General features: G+C 55.2%; 24 protein-coding genes. 7 read left to right on the top strand and 17 right to left on the bottom strand.

The window, feature by feature from the left end:
* Positions 1–9: 9 nt before the first annotated feature.
* The 6 genes from leuC to ffh all read right to left on the bottom strand — a co-directional run bounded on the left by leuC (position 10) and on the right by ffh (position 5074).
* A complete protein-coding gene (gene leuC, locus P1U71_RS03945; RefSeq protein WP_301104250.1) occupies positions 10–1416 on the bottom strand; it encodes a 3-isopropylmalate dehydratase large subunit in 1407 nt (468 codons plus the stop codon).
* Positions 1417–1483: 67 nt separating this feature from the next.
* Positions 1484–1870 (bottom strand): 50S ribosomal protein L19, encoded by a 387-nt coding sequence (gene rplS / locus P1U71_RS03940; RefSeq protein ID WP_301104249.1) that lies wholly within the window; start codon positions 1868–1870, stop codon positions 1484–1486.
* A 16-nt stretch (positions 1871–1886) separates the two neighbouring features.
* A complete protein-coding gene (gene trmD / locus P1U71_RS03935) occupies positions 1887–2588 on the bottom strand; it encodes a tRNA (guanosine(37)-N1)-methyltransferase TrmD (RefSeq protein ID WP_301104248.1) in 702 nt (233 codons plus the stop codon).
* Positions 2589–2619: 31 nt separating this feature from the next.
* Positions 2620–3174 carry a ribosome maturation factor RimM gene (gene rimM / locus P1U71_RS03930; protein ID WP_301104247.1) on the bottom strand — a complete coding sequence of 185 codons (555 nt, stop codon included), beginning with the start codon at positions 3172–3174 and terminating at the stop codon, positions 2620–2622.
* Positions 3175–3186: 12 nt separating this feature from the next.
* Complete coding sequence (gene rpsP, locus P1U71_RS17985; protein ID WP_367281113.1) at positions 3187–3678, bottom strand: 30S ribosomal protein S16; 492 nt, start codon at positions 3676–3678, stop codon at positions 3187–3189.
* Positions 3679–3712: 34 nt separating this feature from the next.
* Positions 3713–5074: a signal recognition particle protein gene (ffh, locus tag P1U71_RS03920; RefSeq protein ID WP_301104246.1), complete on the bottom strand. Its 1362-nt coding sequence runs from the start codon at positions 5072–5074 to the stop codon at positions 3713–3715.
* A gap of 238 nt (positions 5075–5312) precedes the next feature.
* Here ffh and dapF point away from each other — a divergent pair, with 238 nt between their 5' ends.
* From dapF to P1U71_RS03895, 5 genes are read left to right on the top strand one after another with little or no spacing between them, the layout of a single operon-like run.
* Positions 5313–6152 carry a diaminopimelate epimerase gene (dapF, locus tag P1U71_RS03915; RefSeq protein ID WP_301104245.1) on the top strand — a complete coding sequence of 280 codons (840 nt, stop codon included), beginning with the start codon at positions 5313–5315 and terminating at the stop codon, positions 6150–6152.
* Positions 6152–7429 (top strand): tRNA (N(6)-L-threonylcarbamoyladenosine(37)-C(2))-methylthiotransferase MtaB, encoded by a 1278-nt coding sequence (gene mtaB, locus P1U71_RS03910; protein ID WP_301104244.1) that lies wholly within the window; start codon positions 6152–6154, stop codon positions 7427–7429. Before dapF ends, mtaB begins: the two co-directional genes overlap by 1 nt.
* On the top strand, positions 7426–8367 hold the full coding sequence (ftsY, locus tag P1U71_RS03905; RefSeq protein WP_301104243.1) for a signal recognition particle-docking protein FtsY: 942 nt from the start codon (positions 7426–7428) through the stop codon (positions 8365–8367). Before mtaB ends, ftsY begins: the two co-directional genes overlap by 4 nt.
* A gap of 16 nt (positions 8368–8383) precedes the next feature.
* Positions 8384–8962, top strand: a complete 579-nt coding sequence (locus P1U71_RS03900; RefSeq protein WP_301104242.1) for a septation protein A — start codon at positions 8384–8386, stop codon at positions 8960–8962.
* Positions 8959–9807 (top strand): DUF3445 domain-containing protein, encoded by an 849-nt coding sequence (locus P1U71_RS03895; RefSeq protein WP_301104241.1) that lies wholly within the window; start codon positions 8959–8961, stop codon positions 9805–9807. Before P1U71_RS03900 ends, P1U71_RS03895 begins: the two co-directional genes overlap by 4 nt.
* Here the strand turns inward: P1U71_RS03895 and P1U71_RS03890 are convergent.
* The 11 genes from P1U71_RS03890 to ccmA form a co-directional block, all read right to left on the bottom strand.
* Entirely contained in the window at positions 9804–10562 is a 759-nt protein-coding gene (locus P1U71_RS03890; RefSeq protein ID WP_301104240.1) for a DUF4197 domain-containing protein, read from the bottom strand. The two genes, P1U71_RS03895 and P1U71_RS03890, sit on opposite strands and share 4 nt — an antisense overlap.
* Before the next feature lie 24 nt (positions 10563–10586).
* On the bottom strand, positions 10587–11150 hold the full coding sequence (locus tag P1U71_RS03885) for an NUDIX hydrolase (protein ID WP_301104239.1): 564 nt from the start codon (positions 11148–11150) through the stop codon (positions 10587–10589).
* Between the two features lie 36 nt (positions 11151–11186).
* Positions 11187–12575: a c-type cytochrome biogenesis protein CcmI gene (gene ccmI, locus P1U71_RS03880; protein ID WP_301104238.1), complete on the bottom strand. Its 1389-nt coding sequence runs from the start codon at positions 12573–12575 to the stop codon at positions 11187–11189.
* The gene (locus P1U71_RS03875; RefSeq protein ID WP_301104237.1) at positions 12572–13069 is read right to left on the bottom strand and encodes a cytochrome c-type biogenesis protein; all 498 of its coding nucleotides are present in this window, start codon (positions 13067–13069) and stop codon (positions 12572–12574) included. Before P1U71_RS03875 ends, ccmI begins: the two co-directional genes overlap by 4 nt.
* Positions 13066–13599, bottom strand: a complete 534-nt coding sequence (locus P1U71_RS03870; protein WP_301104236.1) for a DsbE family thiol:disulfide interchange protein — start codon at positions 13597–13599, stop codon at positions 13066–13068. The genes P1U71_RS03875 and P1U71_RS03870 overlap by 4 nt, the downstream gene beginning before the upstream one ends.
* Before the next feature lie 4 nt (positions 13600–13603).
* Positions 13604–15601, bottom strand: a complete 1998-nt coding sequence (locus P1U71_RS03865) for a heme lyase CcmF/NrfE family subunit (protein WP_367281117.1) — start codon at positions 15599–15601, stop codon at positions 13604–13606.
* Positions 15601–16041: a cytochrome c maturation protein CcmE gene (gene ccmE / locus P1U71_RS03860; RefSeq protein ID WP_301104234.1), complete on the bottom strand. Its 441-nt coding sequence runs from the start codon at positions 16039–16041 to the stop codon at positions 15601–15603. Before ccmE ends, P1U71_RS03865 begins: the two co-directional genes overlap by 1 nt.
* A complete protein-coding gene (ccmD, locus tag P1U71_RS03855) occupies positions 16038–16250 on the bottom strand; it encodes a heme exporter protein CcmD (RefSeq protein WP_301104233.1) in 213 nt (70 codons plus the stop codon). Before ccmD ends, ccmE begins: the two co-directional genes overlap by 4 nt.
* Before the next feature lie 114 nt (positions 16251–16364).
* Positions 16365–17099 carry a heme ABC transporter permease gene (locus tag P1U71_RS03850; protein ID WP_301104232.1) on the bottom strand — a complete coding sequence of 245 codons (735 nt, stop codon included), beginning with the start codon at positions 17097–17099 and terminating at the stop codon, positions 16365–16367.
* A 26-nt stretch (positions 17100–17125) separates the two neighbouring features.
* A complete protein-coding gene (gene ccmB, locus P1U71_RS03845; RefSeq protein WP_301104231.1) occupies positions 17126–17791 on the bottom strand; it encodes a heme exporter protein CcmB in 666 nt (221 codons plus the stop codon).
* Positions 17788–18399: a heme ABC exporter ATP-binding protein CcmA gene (gene ccmA / locus P1U71_RS03840; RefSeq protein WP_301104230.1), complete on the bottom strand. Its 612-nt coding sequence runs from the start codon at positions 18397–18399 to the stop codon at positions 17788–17790. The genes ccmB and ccmA overlap by 4 nt, the downstream gene beginning before the upstream one ends.
* Before the next feature lie 263 nt (positions 18400–18662).
* On the opposite strand from ccmA, the gene acnA reads away from it, so the two are divergent.
* Together acnA and P1U71_RS03830 are read left to right on the top strand one after the other, a co-directional pair.
* Positions 18663–21356, top strand: coding sequence for an aconitate hydratase AcnA (gene acnA, locus P1U71_RS03835; protein WP_301104229.1), 2694 nt, complete (start codon positions 18663–18665; stop codon positions 21354–21356).
* Between the two features lie 119 nt (positions 21357–21475).
* Complete coding sequence (locus P1U71_RS03830) at positions 21476–22210, top strand: thioredoxin family protein (protein WP_301104228.1); 735 nt, start codon at positions 21476–21478, stop codon at positions 22208–22210.
* Positions 22211–22227: the final 17 nt, after the last annotated feature.

Genomic DNA, 22227 nt, shown 5'->3' with positions numbered 1-22227 from the left:
CTTTTTCCCTTAATCCAATTCCCGCACGTCCGTCAGATGTCCGGTCACTGCGGCGGCGGCGGCCATCGCCGGGCTTACCAGATGGGTCCGTCCGCCCTGTCCCTGACGCCCCTCAAAGTTTCGGTTGGAGGTCGACGCACAACGATCCCCCGGCGCCAGCTTGTCCGGGTTCATGGCCAGGCACATGGAGCAGCCCGGCTGACGCCATTCAAATCCAGCGGCCTCGAATATCTTGTCGAGCCCTTCATCTTCTGCCTGAATTTTGACCAGTCCGGATCCCGGCACAATGATCGCATTCACCGTGGATTTGACTTTCTTGCCTTCGATGATCTTCGCAACGGCGCGCAAGTCCTCGATCCGGCCATTGGTGCAGGAGCCGATAAAAACATGGTCGACTTCGATATCGGAAAGCTTCATGCCCGCCGTCAGGCCCATATATTTAAGCGCCCGTTCCGCAGCTCCGCGCTTGCCTTCATCGGCAAAATCACTTGGCGCAGGGACTGAGCCAGTAATTGGCAACGCATCTTCTGGGCTGGTCCCCCAGGTCACATAGGGAATCAATTCACTCGCATCGAGTTCGACTTCGGTGTCAAATTTTGCACCTTCGTCAGAGTTCAGCGTCTTCCAGTACGCGACGGCCTGTTCGAACGCGCCGGCCTTCGGGGCGTAAGGACGACCCTTGATATAGTCGAAAGTGGTTTCGTCCGGCGCAATCAGGCCGGCGCGCGCGCCCGCCTCGATCGTCATATTACAGAGCGTCATCCGCCCTTCCATGGAAAGGGCACGGATTGCATCCCCCGCATATTCAATAACATGGCCTGTGCCACCGGCCGTTCCGATTTTGCCAATAATGGCAAGGGCAACATCTTTCGCCGTCACTCCGGGAGGGAGGTCGCCATGCACGGTCACCCGCATGTTTTTGGCTTTTTCCTGAACCAAGGTCTGGGTCGCCAATACATGCTCAACCTCGGAGGTTCCGATGCCATGCGCCAGAGAGCCAAACGCCCCATGGGTTGAGGTATGAGAATCACCACATACGATCGTCATGCCCGGCAGGGTCAACCCCTGCTCCGGCCCGATGATGTGGACAATTCCGCGCCGGTCATCGGTCATGGAGAAATAGGGAACGCCGAATTCCGCAGTATTGGCCTCAAGCGTGTCCACCTGAAGCTTGCTTTCGGGGTCGGTAATTCCCTTTTCGATATCCTTGGTCGGGACGTTATGGTCGGCAACCGCGAAGGTCGCGTCGGGGCGACGAACTTTCCGCCCCGCGATCCGCAATCCTTCAAAGGCCTGCGGACTGGTTACTTCATGAACAAGATGACGGTCGATGTATAAAATATAGGCTTCGTCTTCCAGTTGATCGACAACGTGACTATCCCAGATTTTATCGTACAAGGTTCTAGGGGTTCCCATTTTCTATCCTCGCAAATCGTCAGTTTTTCTTATTCATTCATTTCCCGCAGGCGCGCCAATCGGCCGACTATTCGCCGCTCTTGTTCCCGTAGCGGTCTTCACGACGTTCGCGGATACGAGCCTTCTTACCACGCAGTTCGCGCAGGTAATAAAGCTTCGCCCGGCGGACAACGCCCTGACGGATCACTTCAATATGGTCAATACGCGGGGAATAGAGCGGAAAAATACGCTCAACGCCTTCGCCGTAGGAAATTTTCCGAACCGTGAAGTTCGCATTGATGCCGCCGCCATTGCGGGCAATGCAGACACCTTCAAAGGCCTGGATACGCTCACGCGTGCCTTCAACAACCTTTACATGCACCCGGAGAGTATCTCCTGCACGAAACTCAGGCACAGGACGTTCTGCTGTGAGTTTCTCGATTTGCTCTTGCTCTAGCTTTTCAACCGTATTCATGGCTTTCACCCTTTTATCAAAAATTACGCTTCCGACGGTCCCACAGGTCCCGCCTTCGTTCCTTGGTCAACTCTTCAGACTGGCGTTTTCGCCATTCCTTGATTTTCTCATGATGCCCCGACAGCAGAACTTCCGGGACTTCCCGGTCTTCCCAGACCGGTGGGCGGGTGTAATGGGGATATTCCAATAACCCGTCCGCAAAACTTTCTTCCTCCAGCGACTCGCTGTTCCCGGTCACACCGGGCAGCAGGCGAACCACCGCATCCAATAGCGCCAGCGCCGCAATCTCGCCGCCGGACAGAATGAAGTCGCCAAGGCTGACTTCTTCCACATTGCGGGTTTCCAATACCCGCTGATCGACCCCTTCGAAGCGACCGCATACCATAATAGCCCCCGGGCCCTCCGCCAGCTCCCGAACAAAAGCCTGATCGATGACCCGGCCACGGGGACTGAAATAGATCACCCGCTTAACTTCCTCAGACGTAGCAAGAGCCGCATCAATCGCGGGCCCCAGCACATCCGGCCGTATCACCATTCCGGCGCCGCCACCAAAAGGACTGTCATCAACATTGCGATGCTTGCCGATGGCAAAATCGCGAATGTTCCTGACCGTCAGGTCCCAGGCTTTCTCTTCAAGTCCCTTGCCCGCCAGACTTAAGCCCAGCGGCCCCGGAAACATCTCCGGGAAAAGGCTTAAAATATGAGCGGTCCAAACCATCCGCTATTCCCTTTTCCCATCTCGATCCGCGTTACGGCTTCGCCGCACTCTCCGGGTTTTCCGGAACTTCAAAGAAGTCCTCACCTAACTCAACCACGACCCGGCCGCCTGAAACATCCACCTCCGGCACCATCTCGACGGTGAAGGGAACCAAGACCGCAGCCTTCTCGCCTTTTCCCTCCGGTACAATCTCCAGCATATCCCCTGCGCCAAAATCATGCAGGCGCAGAATGGTGCCGAACTTCGTTCCGTCCTGAAAGAATACCGGCAAACCGATCAGGTCCGCATGGTAGTATTCTTCCGCTTCCTCTGTTTCGGGCAATCTGTCCCGCGACACATAAAGCTCCGTCCCTTTCAGGGCCTCGGCCGCGTTGCGATCTGATATACCCTTAATCCGCGCCACCGGCAAACCTTTGCTTAGGCCAACGACCTTCAGAGTGAAGGCCGTTTTTCCCGACGCATCCATCAAAGGGCCATAGGCAGCTACATCCTCCGGGTTTTCAGTGAAGCTTTTGATCTTCACTTCACCCTTGATGCCCTTGGCCCCGACGATGACGCCCATCAGCAGCATTCCGACCTCAGGCACGGGAGTACGTCCTTAGGCCTCAGCCTTCTGATCCGCATCCTCAGCAGGAGTCTCTTCAGCAGCGGCTTCCTCAACTGGAGCTTCTTCCGCTTCTGCAGCTGGCTCTTCTGCCGGCGCTTCCTCTTCAGCAGGCGCGGCCGCAGCTTCCGCCTCAGCTTCCTTAGCTGCCTGACGTGCCTCTTCCTGCTCCTTCAACCGTTCCTGTGCCTTGGCTTTTGGCTTGGCTTTTTCCGGGTTGTTGCGAACCGGCTTTTCACCGAGACCTGCGCTCGCCATCAAATGGGCCACACGATCCGTTGCTTTCGCGCCATTGCCGATCCAGTGCTGGATACGCTCCCCGTTCAGGGACACGCGGTTTTCATCATCCTTCGGGAGCATCGGGTTGTAGGTGCCCAGACGCTCGATATACCGTCCATCACGGGGGCTGCTGGCTTCTGCAACAACAACGCGATAGAAGGGACGCTTTTTCGCGCCCTGACGAGTAAGGCGAATTTTAAGTGCCATATTACGCTCTTTCCTTTAACAAACTCAATTTCGATTAAAACTTCATTCCTGGCGGCAAAAGCCCCTGCATGCCTCCGCGTGCAATGCCTTTTTTGCCAAGCTTCTTCACTTTTTTCATCATGCCTGCCATCTGCTTATGCTGTTTGAGCAGACGGTTGACATCCTGAACTGACATGCCCGATCCCGCCGCAATACGTTTCTTGCGGGAGGCGGCAATAATTTGCGGGTTGCGCCGTTCCTTCGGCGTCATCGACTGGATCATCGCTTCCTGACGGACCAGCAACTTGTCATCAAGATTGGCGCTGTCCAGCTGTTTCTTCATCTTGCCAACACCGGGCAGCATACCAACAAGGCTGCTCATGCCACCCATTTTACGCATCTGACGCAGCTGGCTCGCCAGATCATCAAGGTCAAACATGCCCTTCTGCATCTTAAGGGCAAGTTTTTCGGCCTCGTCCTTCTCGATTGTCTCGGCAGCCTTTTCGACCAGCGAGACAATATCGCCCATGCCAAGAATACGATTGGCAATACGGTCCGGGTGGAAAGCCTCCAACTCATCCAGCTTTTCGCCGGTACCTAGGAGCTTAATCGGGCAGCCCGTGACTTCGCGCATGGACAGGGCCGCACCGCCGCGCCCGTCACCATCAATCCGGGTCATGACAATACCAGTGACATCAACGCGCGATTTGAACTGCTCGGCCACATTGACCGCATCCTGACCGGTCAGGCTGTCAACAACCAGCAAGGTTTCCGTCGGACGACTTTCCTTATGGACGGCGTCCATCTCCGCCATCAGGGATTCGTCTACATGTAACCGGCCCGCGGTATCGAGCAAGACCACATCGATGCCCTGCAGCTTCGCCGACTGAACGGCGCGCTTCGCGATATCGACCGGCATTTGCCCTTCGATGATCGGCAGGGTCGCGATATTCGTCTGCTCACCCAGAATCTTGAGCTGTTCCTGAGCGGCCGGGCGACGCACGTCGAGAGAGGCCATCATGACCTTCTTGCCCTGCTTCTCCGTCAGCCATTTAGCGATTTTCGCGGTCGAGGTTGTTTTACCGGAACCTTGCAGGCCGACCATCATATAGACAACCGGCGGAACCGCGACGAGGTTAAGCTCCTGCTGTTCCGATCCCAGCATTTCGATCAGCTGGTCATGGACAACCTTGATCACCATCTGCGCCGGGTTGACGGACTTCAGAACTTCCGTACCCACCGCTCTGGTCTTGACGCGTTTGACAAAGCTTTTGACAACGGGCAGCGCAACATCCGCCTCAAGGAGAGCAACGCGGACTTCGCGCAATGCTTCCGTGACGTCTGCTTCCGTGAGTGCGCCGCGCTTGGTCAACCGCCCAAGTACATCACCCAGTCTGCCTGTCAAACTTTCAAACATTCGGCCTTAAACCCGTTCAAAACCCTAATTCTGACAACCGAACCAAACAACGCAAAAAACGCCAGGGCGCGAAACTCGCGGGCTGGCGGATACCGGTTACGGCACTTCTATGTTGCGACTCGGTTGTCGTGATTGGCCGGAATTAGCCATAGACCCCGTCATAAGTCAAGCAGAACTCACCAATCCACAGTGATAAATATGCTGGACCGGACGCGCCGAAACGCCTATATCGCGGGTTATGGAACAGATACCGTTCATAAAGATGCATGGCCTTGGCAATGATTTCGTCATTATTGACGGACGCACAGCGCTGCCCGATCTCCCAGGACCAGCGTTCCGTGCCATTGCGGACAGGCATCGGGGCGTGGGTTACGACCAGTTAATCGTTATGGAACCGACGGCGAATAATGCTGACATCTTTATGCGTATCTATAACGCCGATGGCAGCGAGGCAGAGGCTTGCGGCAACGCGACCCGCTGCGTTGCCCATCTCCTCATGGAGGAGGCGGATAAGAATGCCGTCACAATAGAGACGCGAGCAGGATTTCTTGCTGGAACAACGGAAGACCGCCAGCATATCGTGATCGATATGGGAGTTCCGAAACTGAGCTGGAACGACATCCCCCTCTCCCGGGAGGAGGATACGGAACATATCAACCTCACCATTGGGCCGCTCAGTGATCCGGTTGGCGTGAACATGGGCAACCCCCATGCGATCTTCTTTGTCGAAGACGCCGAAGCTGTTGACCTTGAAAAATGGGGTCCCCTTGCAGAGACAGACCCTCTCTTTCCCGAGAAAGCCAATATCAGCGTTGCCAGTAAATTGGCCAATGGTGATATCCGCTTGCGTGTTTGGGAACGCGGTGTTGGCATCACGCTCGCCTGCGGATCCGCAGCCTGCGCCACTATGGTGGCCGCAAATCTAAGAGGCGTAACAGGAAAAGAAGCAACATTGCGCCTGAACGGTGGCCCGCTCAATATGCGGATCGGCGACAATGGGCATGTTTTCATGGGCGGCCCTATTGCGACATCCTATCACGGCGTGCTTGGCCCGGATCTTTTAAAAGGGGCAGCGTGATGGGTGAGATCAAGCCGCTTGCTGCGCCCGAAATTATCACCTTCGGTTGCCGCCTGAATACATATGAATCCGAAGTAATGCGCGGACATGCGATGTCGGCGGGACTGACCAATGCGGTCATCATCAATAGCTGTGCCGTTACGAACGAAGCAGAACGCCAGGCCCGGCAGGCTGTCCGTAAAGCCCGACGGGAGCATCCCGGCGCCAAGATCATCGTTACCGGCTGTGCCGCGCAAACCAAGCCCGAGCAATTCGCCAATATGGCAGAGGTTGACCAGATTCTCGGCAATATGGAGAAGCTGGAGCCGCAATCCTTCGGTCTGGAGCAGGCGGAGCGGATGCAGGTCAATGACATCATGTCAGCCGAGGAGACGGCGGGGCATCTTATCGAAGGATTCGATGGCCGTGCCCGTGCGTTTCTGCAAATTCAGAATGGCTGCAACCATCGCTGCACCTTCTGCATCATTCCTTATGGTCGCGGGAACAGCCGTTCCGTGCCGATGGGTGCAATTGTCGATCAGGCCCGCTCCCTCACCGGGAATGGCTATAAGGAATTTGTCCTGACCGGCGTGGATATCACCGCCTATGGGGAGGATTTGCCAGGCACCCCAACTCTCGGTCAGATGTGCCGCCGTCTTCTCGCCGCCGTGCCAGAAATGGAGCGGCTTCGCCTCTCCTCCCTCGATCCGGTGGAAGTGGATGATGATCTCTGGCGATTGATCGAGACGGAACCGCGCCTGATGCCGCACCTGCATATCAGCCTCCAGGCAGGCGATGATATGGTCCTGAAAAGGATGAAACGGCGGCATCTTCGCGACGACGTCTATACTTTCGTTGAAAAGGCCCGACGGCTCCGCCCGGATGTTGTCTTTGGCGCGGATATCATCGCGGGATTCCCGACCGAAACAGACGAGATGGCGGCCAACAGCCTCAAGCTGATTGAGGAATGTGACATCGCCTATATGCATGTGTTCCCCTATTCGGCCCGTCCCGGTACACCGGCCGCGAAGATGCCGCAGATTCCGGGAGACATCCGGAAAGCGCGCGCCGCTGATCTTCGGGCCGCTGGCGACCTTAACCTTGCGCGCTTCCTGAAAAGCCTCGTCGGGACTGAGCAATCCGTCCTCGTTGAGAATGAAACAACGGGCCGGACGAGCCATTATGCGCCGGTTGAACTTGAGTTCACGGCAATCGGCGGTGAGATCATTCCCGTCCGAATAACCGGAACAGACGGCAAAAAAGTCTTTGCAGCACCTGCCGAGAATAAAGGCCAATGAGCGAAACAAAAGAGAAAAAAGGCTGGTTCAGTCGCCTGCGGGACGGGCTTAAACGTTCCTCTTCCGCGATTTCCGGTGGGATCACCGATATCTTTACCAAGCGCAAGCTCGACGATGATGTCATCGAGGAGCTGGAGGAACTTCTTATCAGCGCTGACCTTGGTGTGGCAACATCCGCACGGATTGCCGCCAATATTGCAAAAACCCGCTATGACAAGGAAATCGCACCGGAGGAAATCCGCGCGGCGCTTGCGGAGGAAGTCACCGCAATCCTTGATCCGGTGGCGGCTCCCTTCCTTCTTGATGAGAACTGCAAGCCTCACGTCGTTTTGGTGGTCGGGGTCAATGGCTCAGGCAAGACAACGACGATCGGCAAGTTCGCCAAGCAATATCGAGCGGCAGGCAAGAAAGTGGTTCTCGCCGCGGGGGATACCTTCCGCGCGGCAGCGGTGGAGCAGCTTCAAATCTGGGGACAGCGCACAGGGTGCGACGTGGTCACCACGAAGGTGGGCGGCGATGCGGCTGGCCTCGCCTTCAGCGCACTTGAAAAAGCAAAAGCCGATGGGGCGGACCTGCTTCTGATCGATACAGCCGGGCGGCTCCAGAATAAATCCGACCTGATGGCCGAACTTGAAAAAATTCTTCGGGTCATAAAAAAGCTCGAACCCGACGCGCCGCATTCCTGTCTTCTCGTGCTGGATGCCACAACGGGCCAGAATGCTTTGAACCAGGTGGAGATTTTCGGCAAGGTCTGTAACGTCACCGGTCTGGTGATGACAAAACTGGACGGGACGGCGCGGGGCGGCGTACTAGTCGCAATCGCCGATAAATTTGGCCTGCCTGTTCATGCCATTGGCGTTGGCGAAAGCGAAGATGATCTGCAGCCCTTCGCCGCGAATGAATTCGCCCGCGCCCTCTCAGGCGCCGGGGACATCTAAGAAGGACCATATCAAGATGGCGACGACTGAAAGAGCAATGCCGAAGGGACTAAAACCAGCGACGGAATTGGGGCCGATACTGGTTTTCTTCGCCGCCTATTATTTCGGCGATCTCTTCGTTGCGACAGGCGCCATCATGATCACCACGTTGATCGCCCTCGCCGTATCCTACTACTACACCCGGAGCCTCCCCATGATGCCGCTGGTCACTGCGGTTGTCGTGATGGTTTTCGGCGGGCTGACGCTTTACCTGAACGACGAAACCTTCATCAAGATGAAACCGACGATCATTTACGCCATTTTCTCCATCATCCTGTTCGCCGGGCTGATTCTTGGAAAGTCCTTTGTCAAAGTCCTGTTCGATAATTTCTGGGATCTTGATGATGACGGCTGGAAAAAACTGACCATACGCCTCGCCGCCTTTTTTCTTCTCATGGCTGTCGCCAACGAAATCATCTGGCGCAGCTTTTCGACGGAACTTTGGGTAAATATCAAGGTATTCGGCTTTACCGCGGCAACCTTCCTCTTTTTCGTCGCGCAGGTCCCCATGATCACACGACATATGAATCAGGATAAACCCGATACAGACGCATGACAGCCCGCTATTTCCCTCTCGATGGCACGGATTTCCGCCTGACCATGGGATTGCAGGCCTTGAGAAACCGATCCTTTCTCGATATCGATAGCCAATATGTGCAGGATATTACGGAAAAGCACCGCCTGCTGAATGACCATCGCGATCATGTTTTTGCTGAGACCGACGGTACAGACGCAGCACAACAGCATATATACCATCTGATTTCCGGCGAACTCACCAAGCATCATTCCGAAACTCCGCAACCAGAAAAATCAGACGGAGAAGCAAGCCCGCTTGTCCGGGCCGCCTTAATTGTTCAGGAAGATCTCGTCCTGATGCGCGAGGCGCCCGATGGCTATATCCTGGCTGCCGCCTGTGTTTGCTTCCCGACCGGTTGGAACCTTGTAGAGAAAATCGGCCGTCCCATGCAAACCATCCACCAGCCCGTGCCCGGATTGAATGACCGACTGGGAAGCCCGATTGACCGATTTTTCCGAAACCTGAGGCCCGGCAAGAAGGTGGAGCGATTTAACTGGGGGCTCTATGACAGCAATGTCCTGTTTCAGCCCGGCTGGTGGCGTCACGACCGGGCCGTCGATACCTCAATAACATCAAAAAATATTGGCGATAAGATATTCTTCCGCGTGGAAAGGCAAACCTTGCAACGTCTTGAAGACAGCATGGATATCCTCTTCACAATTCGTATTTTCAACAACAGCCTTGCGGAAATATGCATGGACCTCAGTCGCGCCGAACGGCTGCTCCATGGACTTCAAACCATGGGTCCGGACATGCGCGGTTATAAATCGCTACCCCGTTATCAGGCGCTGATCATGGATTATCTGGAACGGACGCTCGCCTAGTTTCCAAACACCGTCGTCAGAATTTCCGTTGTCCGCTTGACCGGATCATTGCGTATGGCCGCCTCTTCCTGTGCAATATAATAAAACAGACCCTCCAGCGCCATTTCCGTCGCATGGCCGGTCAGATCTGACTTGATATCCGGCACGAGCGGATAGGTTTTATATTGCGACACAAGATTATCATAGGCGGTCATCGCGCCGACATCCTGCAATGACTGTTCGATAATCGGGCGAACCGTCTCCGTCAGGTCCGCGGTGGAGACTTTGCGAAAATACTGGGTTGCCGCATCATCTGGCCCGTTATATATCCCTTGCGCATCTTCAAGCGTCATGTCGGAAATGGCAGTATAGATGATTTCCTTGGTCTTTGGGGCCGCGGCTTCCGCCCCCCGATTGAGCCGCTCTTCCAACTCATCCGCCATGCCGGAGAGACCAAACTTCTTCAGCAATGACTGAGCCTGCTGCATTTTTTCGGGCAGCGGGATATGGATCGCCGGATCGCCATTGTATCCATCCGTTGTGCCAATCTGGCCAACCACCGTTTCTGTGCCGACCCGGAGAGCCTCCTTCAGCCCCTCGACAATTTGACCAGTTGACAGATCGCTCACCCCACTGCTGCCGGATCCACCGGACGAGGACGAAGTCGTATCGGTAATCGTCTTTTGCAGCTTATCGAGCAAGCCCGCCTGCGAACTCGCCGTACCGGCAAGCACCAGCGCGGCTCCAATTGCAGCCACTGTCAATATCTTGTTCATAATATAATTCCTCAAATGAGCCTGTTAGCGCCGCAAAATTTCGTATGATTTATCAAGCATCTCCCCGGACGCATTGGCGAAGGGAGCGAAATATTCCATATCTTTTATCTGTTGATACTGATGTAGGGCCCAATAGACCGTAGGAAAAGCAAGATCGTTCCAGGGAATATCCTCCCATTCGAAAAGATGCACTTCCAGCGATTCCGGTCCGGCGGAAAATTCCGGCTTATCGAGCACCGCACGATACATGATCTGCACCTGGCTGATATGGGTCACACTATAAACCGCGAGAAGGTCACGGATGCGGATATTGGCATTTGCCTCCTCGAACGCTTCCCGGGTTGCGCCATCCGCCGTGGTCTCGTTCTGCTCCAGAAAGCCCGCGGGCAAAGTCCAAAAATCTTTGCGCGGATTGATCGCCCGTTTGCAGAGCAGAAACTTATCTTCAAATGTAACAACGGACCCCACGACTACCTTTGGATTATCATAATGTACCCAGCCGCAATCGGTGCAGACATGTCGTTCCATATTATCGCCTGCGGGGACCTTCCGCTCAAATGCATAATCGTCGGGATTTGTGGACGTCACGGGTTATTTCTTTCCATCCGTTAAAGGATAACGGTATCAATTTTTATCCGCACCGGAAAGGCTCTTTATCGCCTCCGTCGCGGCTGTGTTCACGGCACTTCCCAGTTCCGTCACGGCCTGAAGCCGGGTCCAGAGCTTGATAGCCTCCCCATTATTCCCGCCCGCTGCTTCGGCAACCCCTAGATACCAGAGAGCTTGAGGATGATCGGGATTTCGATCAAGGACTATCCGGTATAGTTCAATAGCAGAAGTAGGTGGCACTCCGGCATTGCCTGCCGCCTGAACGTGAGAGAGCGCCTCCGCCTGAAGAGCCGCAAAATCGTCCGGTTTCAACGCGCGAGCTCGGGCGTAGGCATTTGCTGATTCTTCATATTTCTGCAATGTGCCATAGGCTTGGCCAAGTCGCATGAGGCCCTCATAATCCGGGGTTTCCTCCATGCGCACAGCCAAGCCCGCCACCATGGAATTGATCATCTCCTGGCGTTCTTCCGCTGACATATTCGCGGCAGCGGCAATATCCTCGGAACTTGGCCCCGCCGGTTCGGAGGATGTTGTTTTTCGCTCGATCAGATCGCCAATATCCGTGCCGGTTTCTTCTGCCGTCTGCTCAATACGGCGCGCGAGAACCGGCATGAAGGGGGCATCTGCCGGGCTTTCTTCATAGAGTGCGATCCAGTTTTTGAGTGCGCCAGACAGATCCCCCGCTTGCGCATCGCGAAGCGCCAGATAATAGCGGGCACCCGGGTTATCAGGATCGATCGCATCTGCCTGCTCGAACGCTTTTTCTGCCGCCGACGTAATTACCCCTTCCGCCGCGAAATAGTAATTTTCACCCGCGCCAATAAAAAGCTCCGCCGAGTTTGGCGCGAGCAGGGTCGCCTTCATATAGGTCTCTGCGGCCTCATCATATCGCTCCAGCCGGCTTAACGTCCGGGCAAGCAGGACCCAGCCATCCAAATTATCCGGTTGCGCCTTCAGCGCATCGACAAGCCGTTGGATCAGGGAAGCAACATCCTGTGTCTCAAGTGCCGTTCTCTCCGCCTCTATATCCCGCGCCGCCAAAGGTCGTGCGGGGGAGTCTGGAGAGCCCATATCTACATAGAGCGCAATGGAAATCGCCGGAATTGCAATGATAAGAATGACGGCAATCTGCCAGCTGGTCTTCTGTCCCGAAGACTGGGCGGCCTTTCCGCTCTGCCGCTCCATGCGAAGCATGCGCCGCTTGATTTCTGTCTCCATCGCCTCGGCCTCGGCCTTGCCGACAACACCGCGCGCCACATCGGAGCCAAGTTCATCTAGTTGCTGTCTATAGACTTCCAGTTCTTGATCCGCATGAGCGCGGGTTTGTCGCCCCGTCCGGACAAATGGCCAGACGAGCACAGCCACTACCACAAACAGGATTATCGAAAACACAATCCAGATCATGAATTCTTTCCGGGTTTGTCCGGCTTTAACAGCTGCTCAATCTCCACCTCTTCCTTAGCGGACAATCTGGCAGTGCTTTCTCCTTCAACACTCCGACTGCGATTTCGAAGGAAGACAATCATCGCGAAGGCGCCAAAAAGGAAAATCGCTGCGGGGCCAAGCCAAAGGAAAAGGGTGGTCATCTTGAACGGCGGGTTAAGCAGAACCCAGTCGCCATAGCGTTCAACCAGATAACTGCGCACTTGATCATCCGTATCGCCAAGAGATATCCGTTCCCTCACGATCTGCCGAAGGTCTTTCGCAAGGTCCGCGTTGCTGTCGAGGATAGACTGGTTCTGGCATACCAGGCAGCGGATTTCGCCAGAGATTTCACGCGCCCGTGCCTCCTGTGCCGGATCATCAAGTTTTTCCTCGATGAAAACGGATGCAGCGGAGAGAACAATAAATGGCGCGAGCAATAAGGCCAGCGCCAGCGGGCGAAAAATTGATGTCACGATCCCGCCCCGTTTAACAGCGGCCGGATACGGGCATCGAACATATCCTCGCTGACCGGCCCAATAATCTTATCGAGGATTTTACCGTCTGGGCTGATAACGAAGGTTTCCGGAACGCCATAAACGCCAAAATCGATACCGACGCGGCCCTTCAGGTCCACGCCGGTCCGTTTGTAGGGATTGCCATGACGCGCGAGCCATTGGGCCGCAGCGTCCGGCGTATCCTTATAGTTGAGGCCATAGATATCAACCGTATCCTGCGCCTTCAGCTTCATAAAAAATGGATGCTCCGCCATGCAGGCAACACACCATGACGCAAAGACGTTCAGCAAAACAACCTTGCCTGTTGCAAGATCGCTTTGCGCCAATCCCGGCCCGTAGCCCGGCACCGGCTCCAATGCGAATTCCGGCGCGGGCTTATTGATCAGTTCGGTGGGAATTTCCGTAGGGTTCAGGTTGAAAAGCGCATACCACATCACGACAGCGATGCCGGCAAAGGCCAGGACAGGGGTCAGAAACCGGAACCGCATCATTCTATCCTTTCACGCCGGACAAATCCGTCGCAACAGCTTTCTGCTGACGAGTCCGTCTCGGTGCCCCAAGGCGCAACCGCCGATCGCTCAAGCTCAATGCCCCACCGAAGAACATGACGAAGGAACCAATCCATATCCAGGAAATGAAAGGCTTGTGATATATGCGGACAGCATAGCCACCAGTTCCATCTTCCTCACCGATGACGACATAAAGATCCGCGCTCAGCATCGGACGGATGGCCGCCTCGGTCGTTTCCATGGGAGGTGTGGTATAGCGCCGCTGTTCCGGATAGAGATAATCACCCTTGTTACTGCCCGTCGAGGCAAGGAAAGTGCCACGGACAGCTTCATAATTGGGTCCGGCAATCGTCTCCGCACCATCAAAGCGGAAATCATATCCCCCGACGGAGACAATTTCCCCCGGTCGCATAACCCCGAGATGCTCCGTCTGCCAGGTTTCCGACGCCGTTATCCCCAGAACAACCAGGGCGACACCGATATGCGCGACGGTCATGCCATGGGCACTTCTGGGAACTTGTTTCATACGTCGCCAACTGCTCGACAGAGGCCCTCGAAAGAGCTTTATTCTATCCGACCATTCCAGCAGCGATCCAATCAAAAGCCAGGCGAAAAGACCCATTCCAACGAACGCCATTACCGGCGCATCCGTCTGCTGCCACCAGATAAATCCGACCAGCAAAAGCGACAAAAAAAGCCCGAATTTAAGCCTAGAAATCACACCAGCAAGATCTCCCCGCTTCCATGCGAGGAAGGGACCGAACGCCATGGCGATAACGAGCGGAATGGCGAGGGGAAGGAAGGTTGCCTCGAAATAGGGCGGCCCCACAGAAACCTTGGCACCAGTGAAGGCATCCAGAAAAATCGGGTACAGCGTTCCCAGCAAGATTGTCGCCGTCGCAGTGGAAAGCAGCAGATTATTGAGAACCAGAGCCCCCTCCCGGCTGATCGGAGCGAAAAGGCCTCCGCCCTTCATCTGCGGAGCGCGAATCCCATAAAGCAGCAGCGACCCACCAATCACAACGATCAAAAAGATCAGGATAAAGACACCGCGCGCCGGGTCGGAGGCAAAGGCATGCACCGAATTGAGCACGCCAGAACGCACAAGGAAGGTGCCGAGAAGACTTAAACTAAAGGCGATAATCGCAAGCAGTATCGTCCAATTTTTGAGAGCATCACGCTTTTCTACAACAATGGCAGAGTGCAGCAGAGCCGTCGCTGCAAGCCACGGCATGAAGGATGCATTCTCAACCGGGTCCCAGAACCACCAGCCGCCCCAGCCGAGCTCATAATAGGCCCACCAAGACCCGAGAGCGATACCTACGGTAAGAAAACCCCAGGCCGCAAGCGTCCAGGGGCGCACCCAACGCGCCCAGGCAGGATCGACTTTTCCTTCAATCAGCGCCGCAATGGCAAATGAGAAAGTCACCGACAGACCGACATAGCCGAGATACAGAAACGGCGGATGAAAGGCAAGACCGGGGTCCTGCAACAACGGGTTAAGCCCACTCCCGTCCAGCGGCGCGGGATCAAGCCGTTCAAACGGGTTGGAGGTAAACAGGATGAACATCAAAAAGCCAACGCCGACAAGCCCCTGAATGGACAGGACGCGAGCTTTCAATGTATCCGGCAAGTTGCGCCCGAAAACTGCAACGGCCAGACCGAACAGCGCCAGAATTAGACTCCAGAGCAGGAGCGATCCTTCATGATTTCCCCAAACACCGCTTATCTTGTAAAGCATGGGTTTAAGGGAATGGGAATTGTTTGCCACATTGAGAATTGAAAAATCGCTGGTGACGTACCCGACTGTGAGACAGATAAAGGCAGCGGTGACAGCCAGAAACTGAACAAGCGCCGCATTACTCGCAAATCGCATCATGGGTTGGCTATTCTGCGCCGCGCCGATGAGCGGAAAGACACCCTGAAAGATCGCGGTTATCAGCGCCAGGATAAGAACGAACTGACCAATTTCCGCAACCATCAGCCGCCCCCCTTCGGCTTCCATTGCCCGGCTTTCTTGAGCGCGTCCGCTACTTCCGGCGGCATATAATTTTCATCATGCTTGGCAAGAACATTTGTTGCGATGAACACACCCTCCTCATTAAAGGAACCTTCCGTAACCACGCCCTGCCCCTCACGGAACAAATCCGGCAGCAGCCCTTCAAAAGAAACGGGGACGGCCTCGCTTAGATCAGTAACCTTAAAGCGGATGAGGACACCGTTTTTCTCGACACTGCCCTCCTCCACCAGCCCGCCAAGGCGGAAGTTACGGCCAGGCTCGATTGGTTTCTCGACAAGATCGGAGGGACTTCTGAAGAATACGAGGCTGTCCTCAAATGAGGTCAGGACGAGCGCCGCAGCGATGCCGAGAACACACATCCCCGCAAGGACGAAATATAGTCGCCGTTTCTTGCGGGTCATGGCAGGCTTTCTCCTGTTGAGGCAGAAACCCTTCGCCCGCCTTGTTTTTGACGGCGGCCCTCAATCACGGCAAGCTTCTGCTCTACTGCTTTCAGGCGGCGGCGGCTTGAGATATAAAGAGCCAGCAGCACAAGAGCGGAAATAGCAAAGCACGACCAGATAAACAGCCCGTATCCGCCCATATCAAAATATGTTGCAACCTGATCCAATATGATCCTCAAAGTCTTTTATTTGCGGCGAATATAGTTGTTTTCCGCCAAAAATACATAACGGAACGGTCATTCTGCGTCACAATGCCGCGATCCGTTAGACGCGCTCATTTCCTAACTCTCCCTGAGTTCCGCAATCTGGAGAACACGCAGGCGGCGCTTAAGAATTTCGGCCTTCACCCGGATAATCAGCACCATGACGAAAAAGGCCGTATAGGCAAGCCCCATGACCAGCAGCGGAATAAGGATGGTGGTGTGAATTTTCGGGCCATCCATCGTCGCCACGCTGGCGGGCTGATGCAAGGTATTCCACCAATCGACCGAGAAACGGATGATCGGGATATTGATCACCCCGACCAGCGCGAGAATGGCCGCCGCCTTGGCGGCCTTGGCCGGATCGTCAAAACTTTCCCAGATTGCCATATAGCCCAGATACAGGAACAAAAGGATCAGCATGCTTGTCAGCCGTGCATCCCAGACCCAGAAAGTCCCCCACATCGGCTGCCCCCAAAGCGACCCCGTCACCAAGGCGAGAAAAGTAAAACAGGCTCCAATCGGCGCCGCTGCCTTCGCCGTCAGGTCCGCAACCGGATGCTTCCAGATTAGACCCACTGCCGAGCTGACGGCCATCAGGGTATAGATCATCAACGCCATCCACGCCGCTGGAACATGAACGAACATGATGCGAACCGTATCCCCCTGCTGGTAATCCGGCGGCGCAACGAACAGGCTGAGATATAGCCCGCCGAGCAGCAAAATTACGGTCAACCAGACACTCCACGGGTAAATCGCCGACGTGATTGCCAGAAACCGCTTGGGGTTGGCATACTTATGTAAATCGATGGCCATGACTTCAATCAGTTCCTAAATGTTCCTCACGACAGAGACAGCCTCAATCCGGCTGCGGCCGCCAGCGGTCCAACAACCAGCGCCCCCAGCGACACGCCGCCAAGCAGCAAAAGATGGGGCGCCGCCGATAGCTGGGCGATTGAGGCATCCACAGCGGCAACACCAAAAATCAATACCGGAATATATAGCGGAAGTATCAAAAGTGACAACAAAACACCACCGCGCCGCATTCCAACAGTAAGCGCGGCGCCCACCGCTCCGATCAGGCTCAAGGTCGGCGTTCCGACCAGCAAAGCGCCTGTCAGGGCGACAATACTGTCACCCGGGAGGTTAAGGGAGAGGCCCAGAACCGGCGCAATCACGATAAGCGGCAGAACCGACGTCAGCCAATGTGCAATAACCTTGGCAAGTACCAGCATTTCCGTTGGCATCGGCCCGATGATCAGAAGATCAAGCGAGCCATCCTCGAAATCGGCCTGAAACATCCGATCTAGCGTCAGGAGGCAGGCAAGCAACGCCGCGACCCAGAGCACACCGGGGCCGATCCGGGCCAGCACGGCAAGCTCCGGGCCGACACCGAGAGGAAACAGGACGACAACAATCACGAAAAAGGAAAGGCTGAGCGTAATGGCACTTCCCTGGCGGAAAGCGAGCCGGATATCACGACCAATAAGCTGGAAAAAGCGGCTCATAAGGCTGTCTCATCAAGATTGAGGATATTCACCGGCTCCAACTCAATATCCTGATGAGTCGCAAACAGAGCCATGCCTCCCTCCGCCAAATGTCGGCGAAGTCTTTCCCTGAACAGAGCAATATACTGCTGATCCAGTGCACTTAGAGGCTCGTCCAGTATCCAGAGCTTTGCAGGCGACGCCACAAGCCGCGCAAGGTTAGTTCGTTTTTTCTGTCCTTGAGAAAGCATACCCGCCGGCATATCCGCCAGTGCCTGAAGCTCGAACTGTTCCAGCGCAAAATCAACATTGGGGCTTCCGTGGAAGCTGGCCCAGAACTCGATATTCTCGCGAACTGTGAACGCATGCTTCAAGGCATCCAGATGACCGAGATAATGATACTCGCCGATATAAATATCATCGTCCTTGAAAATATCCTCTCCCTGCCATTCAACATGCCCGCTTAAGGGCGAGAGCAGCCGGGCGCATATTCGGAGCAGTGATGATTTTCCGGCACCGTTCCGGCCCTTGACCCATATCGCCTCGCCGGGAGACAACGAAAAGGAAACGTCCTTAAAAATCAGCTGGTCGGCCCGCTGGCAGGCAAGATTTTGGGCGACGAAACTCATTTTGGCGGTATCTCACTCCAAAGAGACAGGGAACAGGGCATCAGCCTGTTTCCCTGACTACAGCATGAAAGTCGGATTCGCAAATAATAGAGCCTTCTTTTGCGGGCCAATCGCGCATCACATACAAGATAATGATGCCTGAAACGCCGGTTCCGCAGCTTTGTACTTGAGAATTTTTCAAATTTAAGGCACATAACGCACATTATGAACCGGTGCCGCAAATCCGGCATTGCCCGTTCCCCCTACCTTCAAGGAGCGATACGTTGACGACAACTGGTCACGACAGCCTTAACATTCGCCGCACACTCGATGTCGATGGCGACAAATACGACTATTACAGCATCCCGGAAGCCGAAAAAGCCGGTCTCGGCGATGTTTCCCGCCTTCCCTTTTCCCTGAAAGTCCTGCTTGAAAATCTGCTGCGCCACGAAGATGGCCGCACCGTCACGTCAGAAGATGTGAACGCAATGGCAGGATGGCTGAAAGACCGCAAGGCGGATCGTGAAATCGCCTATCGCCCGGCCCGCGTCCTGATGCAGGATTTCACGGGTGTGCCAGCCGTTGTCGATCTTGCCGCAATGCGTGACGCCATGGTGTCCCTCGGCGGGGATCCAGAAAAGATCAACCCGCTGGCGCAATGTGATCTCGTGATTGACCATTCCGTGATGGTCGACAAATTCGGTACCGCAGCCTCCTTCGGCCAGAACGTGGAGCTGGAAATGGAGCGGAACGGCGAACGCTATGCGTTTCTTCGCTGGGGTCAGAAAGCCTTTAACAATTTCCGTGTTGTGCCTCCCGGAACCGGCATCTGCCATCAGGTCAATCTTGAGTATCTCGCGCAGACAGTCTGGACTACAAATGACCAGAACGGTGCCGAAGTCGCGTATCCGGATACATTGGTCGGCACAGATAGTCACACGACTATGGTCAACGGCCTGGCCGTGCTTGGCTGGGGCGTTGGCGGGATCGAGGCCGAGGCCGTTATGCTTGGCCAGCCGATTTCCATGTTGATCCCCGAAGTTGTCGGTTTCAAACTGACTGGCAAACTGAAAGAAGGGACGACGGCGACCGACCTCGTTCTGACAGTGACCCAAATGCTCCGCGCGCAGGGCGTTGTCGGCAAGTTCGTTGAATTCTATGGTCCCGGCATCGCCGAACTAGGCCTCGCTGACCGGGCAACCATTTCCAACATGGCACCGGAATATGGCGCAACATGCGGCTTCTTCCCAATCGACGCCGAAACCATCAATTATCTCAACTTCACCGCACGCGATCCAAAACGGGTCAAGCTGGTCGAAGCCTACGCCAAGGCACAAGGCATGTGGCGTGACAATGACACGCCGGACCCTGAATTCACTGCGACGCTGGAACTTGATATTTCAACGGTTGAGCCAAGCCTTGCCGGTCCAAAGCGGCCGCAGGATCGCGTTTTGTTAGCAGACGCAGCCAACGCCTTCCAGGGCGCCCTGCCGGAACTGGCCGGAACAAGCAGCGATCTGGATAAACTGATCCAAGTAGCAGGCGAGGAATACAAAATCGGCCATGGTAACGTCATCATCGCGGCGATCACGTCCTGCACTAATACTTCCAATCCGAATGTGATGCTGGCCGCCGGTCTGGTCGCACGTAATGCGCTCGCAAAAGGCTTGACTGTTAAGCCATGGGTGAAAACATCTCTCGCCCCGGGTTCAAAAGTGGTCACGGATTATCTTGAAAAGGCAGGCCTTCAGGATGATCTGGATGCACTCGGGTTTAACTTGGTCGGCTACGGCTGCACGACCTGTATCGGTAACTCCGGTCCCGTGGCTCCGGCAATTGCCGATGCCATTGCCGAGGGCGAGCTTGTCGCCTGTTCGGTTCTTTCCGGAAACCGTAACTTCGAAGGCCGGGTCAGCCCGCAGGCAAAGGCAAACTATCTGGCGTCTCCGCCACTGGTTGTTGCCTATGCAATCGCGGGATCGCTCAATATCGATATCACCAAAGATGCGCTGGGCAATGACAAGGACGGCAATCCGGTTTACCTGAAGGATATCTGGCCAAGCAACGCGGAAGTGATTGAAACGGTCCGCAAAGCCGTCGCGCGCGATATGTTTGTAACCCAATATGCGGATGTTTTCTCAGGTGACGACACCTGGAAATCGATTAAGACTGCGGAAGGTCAGACCTATACATGGGATAGCACCTCGACCTATGTTCAGCATCCACCTTATTTCGAAGGGATGCAGAAGGAGCCGGGCGCGTTCGAGGATATCAATGGCGCGCGCGTTCTCGCACTTCTCGGTGATTCGGTCACGACAGACCATATCTCGCCCGCAGGCGCTATCAAGGCCGACGGCCCGGCCGGGGAATATCTGAAATCGCATCAGGTCGCGCAGAAGGACTTCAACTCCTATGGGTCGCGACGTGGCAACGATCAGGTCATGACCCGCGGTACCTTTGCCAATATCCGGCTTCGCAACGAAGTAGCACCCGGCACCGAAGGCGGTGTCACCAGGCATATGCCGGATGGGACGCAGATGTGGATCTATGATGCGGCTGAGAAATACCGCGAAGAAGGTACGCCACTGGTGGTCTTTGCCGGTAAGGAATATGGTACCGGCTCCAGTCGTGACTGGGCTGCCAAGGGTACTCTCCTCCTCGGGATCAAGGCCGTCATCGCCGAAAGTTTTGAACGCATTCACCGATCCAACCTCGTTGGCATGGGCATTCTGCCTCTCCAGTTCCCGGAAGGCGTTACCCGCAAGACACTCAATCTCGATGGCAGCGAAGTGGTTGATCTTGTCGGCATTGAAGGCGGCATCACACCGCGTATGACTGTCGCTTGCAAGATCACGCGCTCCGACGGCTCATCGCAGGAAATCGACCTGCTTTGCCGTATCGATACGCTCGATGAGGTCGAATATTACCGCCACGATGGTATCTTGCAGTATGTGTTGAGAAATCTGTCAGCAAGTTAATATCCAGATAGCAAGCGGATGTAGGAAACGGCGGTTCGAAAGAGCCGCCGTTTTTTGTTCACCTCCCTCTCACTCACAGGTGATTTGTCTGTGATGGCGGAATAAGCTATCTAGGAACTATGAAAAGAAATCGCCTCGCCATACTGGCTGTAAGCTGTCTCTCTGCCGTCATGATGATTGTCGGCGCCCAGTCGGCCAGCGCCCAGAGTGCACATCAACCCTCTACCGTGGTTGAGCTCTATACCTCGCAGGGGTGCAGCTCCTGCCCTCCTGCGGATGAACTGCTTGGCGATCTCATCAAGGATGAGAAGGTAATGGGCCTCTCCTTTGCCGTAACCTATTGGGATTATATCGGCTGGAAGGACATATTCGGCAGCGCTGCCAACGACGACCGCCAAGTTGAATATCGTGGGCGTTTTAATTCACGCTATGTGTATACGCCACAAATGGTTGTTGGCGGGAAAGCCCATGTCGTCGGCTCAGACCGGAGCAGTGTGAACGCGTTAATCGAAAAGCACACGGATCACGCAAAAAACCTTCCGCTTGAATGGGCATTTAACGGCGATATACTCGATGTGAACCTGCCGGCGGGATCCGGCGCCGCTACCATTTGGCTCGTTGATATTGACCGCATAAAAGATGTGGATATCCGGCGGGGCGAAAATACAGGCCGAATCATTACCTATCATAATGTGGTACGCAAAATCCGATCCCTCGGGGAATGGTCGGGCGACGCAAAAACCATTTCTCTAGACCTCAATGAGATGCGGACAGAAGGCAGAGATGGCTGCGCATTGATCATCCAGCAGGAGGGTTATGGCCCCATTCTCGCGGCGTTGGAAGTAATGCTGTAAAAGCATTTAGTTGATAC

This window comes from Sneathiella sp. (assembly GCF_029233945.1).
GTDB lineage: Bacteria > Pseudomonadota > Alphaproteobacteria > Sneathiellales > Sneathiellaceae > Sneathiella.
Note: the sequence above shows the minus strand (reverse complement) of the source record. Positions and strands in the feature narration are given on the sequence as shown.

What these genes read in the sequence shown, in the direction of transcription:
- ccmB (WP_301104231.1), bottom strand. Translation starts at nt 17,791, where the DNA reads ATGAGCCGCTTTTTCCAGCTTATTGGTCGTGATATCCGGCTCGCTTTC.
- trmD (WP_301104248.1), bottom strand. Translation starts at nt 2,588, where the DNA reads ATGGTTTGGACCGCTCATATTTTAAGCCTTTTCCCGGAGATGTTTCCG.
- dapF (WP_301104245.1), top strand. Translation starts at nt 5,313, where the DNA reads ATGGAACAGATACCGTTCATAAAGATGCATGGCCTTGGCAATGATTTC.
- ftsY (WP_301104243.1), top strand. Translation starts at nt 7,426, where the DNA reads ATGAGCGAAACAAAAGAGAAAAAAGGCTGGTTCAGTCGCCTGCGGGAC.
- P1U71_RS03900 (WP_301104242.1), top strand. Translation starts at nt 8,384, where the DNA reads ATGGCGACGACTGAAAGAGCAATGCCGAAGGGACTAAAACCAGCGACG.
- ccmA (WP_301104230.1), bottom strand. Translation starts at nt 18,399, where the DNA reads ATGAGTTTCGTCGCCCAAAATCTTGCCTGCCAGCGGGCCGACCAGCTG.
- P1U71_RS03870 (WP_301104236.1), bottom strand. Translation starts at nt 13,599, where the DNA reads ATGCGGTTCCGGTTTCTGACCCCTGTCCTGGCCTTTGCCGGCATCGCT.
- rpsP (WP_367281113.1), bottom strand. Translation starts at nt 3,678, where the DNA reads ATGGCACTTAAAATTCGCCTTACTCGTCAGGGCGCGAAAAAGCGTCCC.
- P1U71_RS03890 (WP_301104240.1), bottom strand. Translation starts at nt 10,562, where the DNA reads ATGAACAAGATATTGACAGTGGCTGCAATTGGAGCCGCGCTGGTGCTT.
- P1U71_RS03850 (WP_301104232.1), bottom strand. Translation starts at nt 17,099, where the DNA reads ATGGCCATCGATTTACATAAGTATGCCAACCCCAAGCGGTTTCTGGCA.
- ccmE (WP_301104234.1), bottom strand. Translation starts at nt 16,041, where the DNA reads ATGACCCGCAAGAAACGGCGACTATATTTCGTCCTTGCGGGGATGTGT.
- ccmI (WP_301104238.1), bottom strand. Translation starts at nt 12,575, where the DNA reads ATGATCTGGATTGTGTTTTCGATAATCCTGTTTGTGGTAGTGGCTGTG.
- P1U71_RS03865 (WP_367281117.1), bottom strand. Translation starts at nt 15,601, where the DNA reads ATGGTTGCGGAAATTGGTCAGTTCGTTCTTATCCTGGCGCTGATAACC.
- leuC (WP_301104250.1), bottom strand. Translation starts at nt 1,416, where the DNA reads ATGGGAACCCCTAGAACCTTGTACGATAAAATCTGGGATAGTCACGTT.
- mtaB (WP_301104244.1), top strand. Translation starts at nt 6,152, where the DNA reads ATGGGTGAGATCAAGCCGCTTGCTGCGCCCGAAATTATCACCTTCGGT.
- rplS (WP_301104249.1), bottom strand. Translation starts at nt 1,870, where the DNA reads ATGAATACGGTTGAAAAGCTAGAGCAAGAGCAAATCGAGAAACTCACA.
- P1U71_RS03830 (WP_301104228.1), top strand. Translation starts at nt 21,476, where the DNA reads ATGAAAAGAAATCGCCTCGCCATACTGGCTGTAAGCTGTCTCTCTGCC.
- P1U71_RS03895 (WP_301104241.1), top strand. Translation starts at nt 8,959, where the DNA reads ATGACAGCCCGCTATTTCCCTCTCGATGGCACGGATTTCCGCCTGACC.
- ffh (WP_301104246.1), bottom strand. Translation starts at nt 5,074, where the DNA reads ATGTTTGAAAGTTTGACAGGCAGACTGGGTGATGTACTTGGGCGGTTG.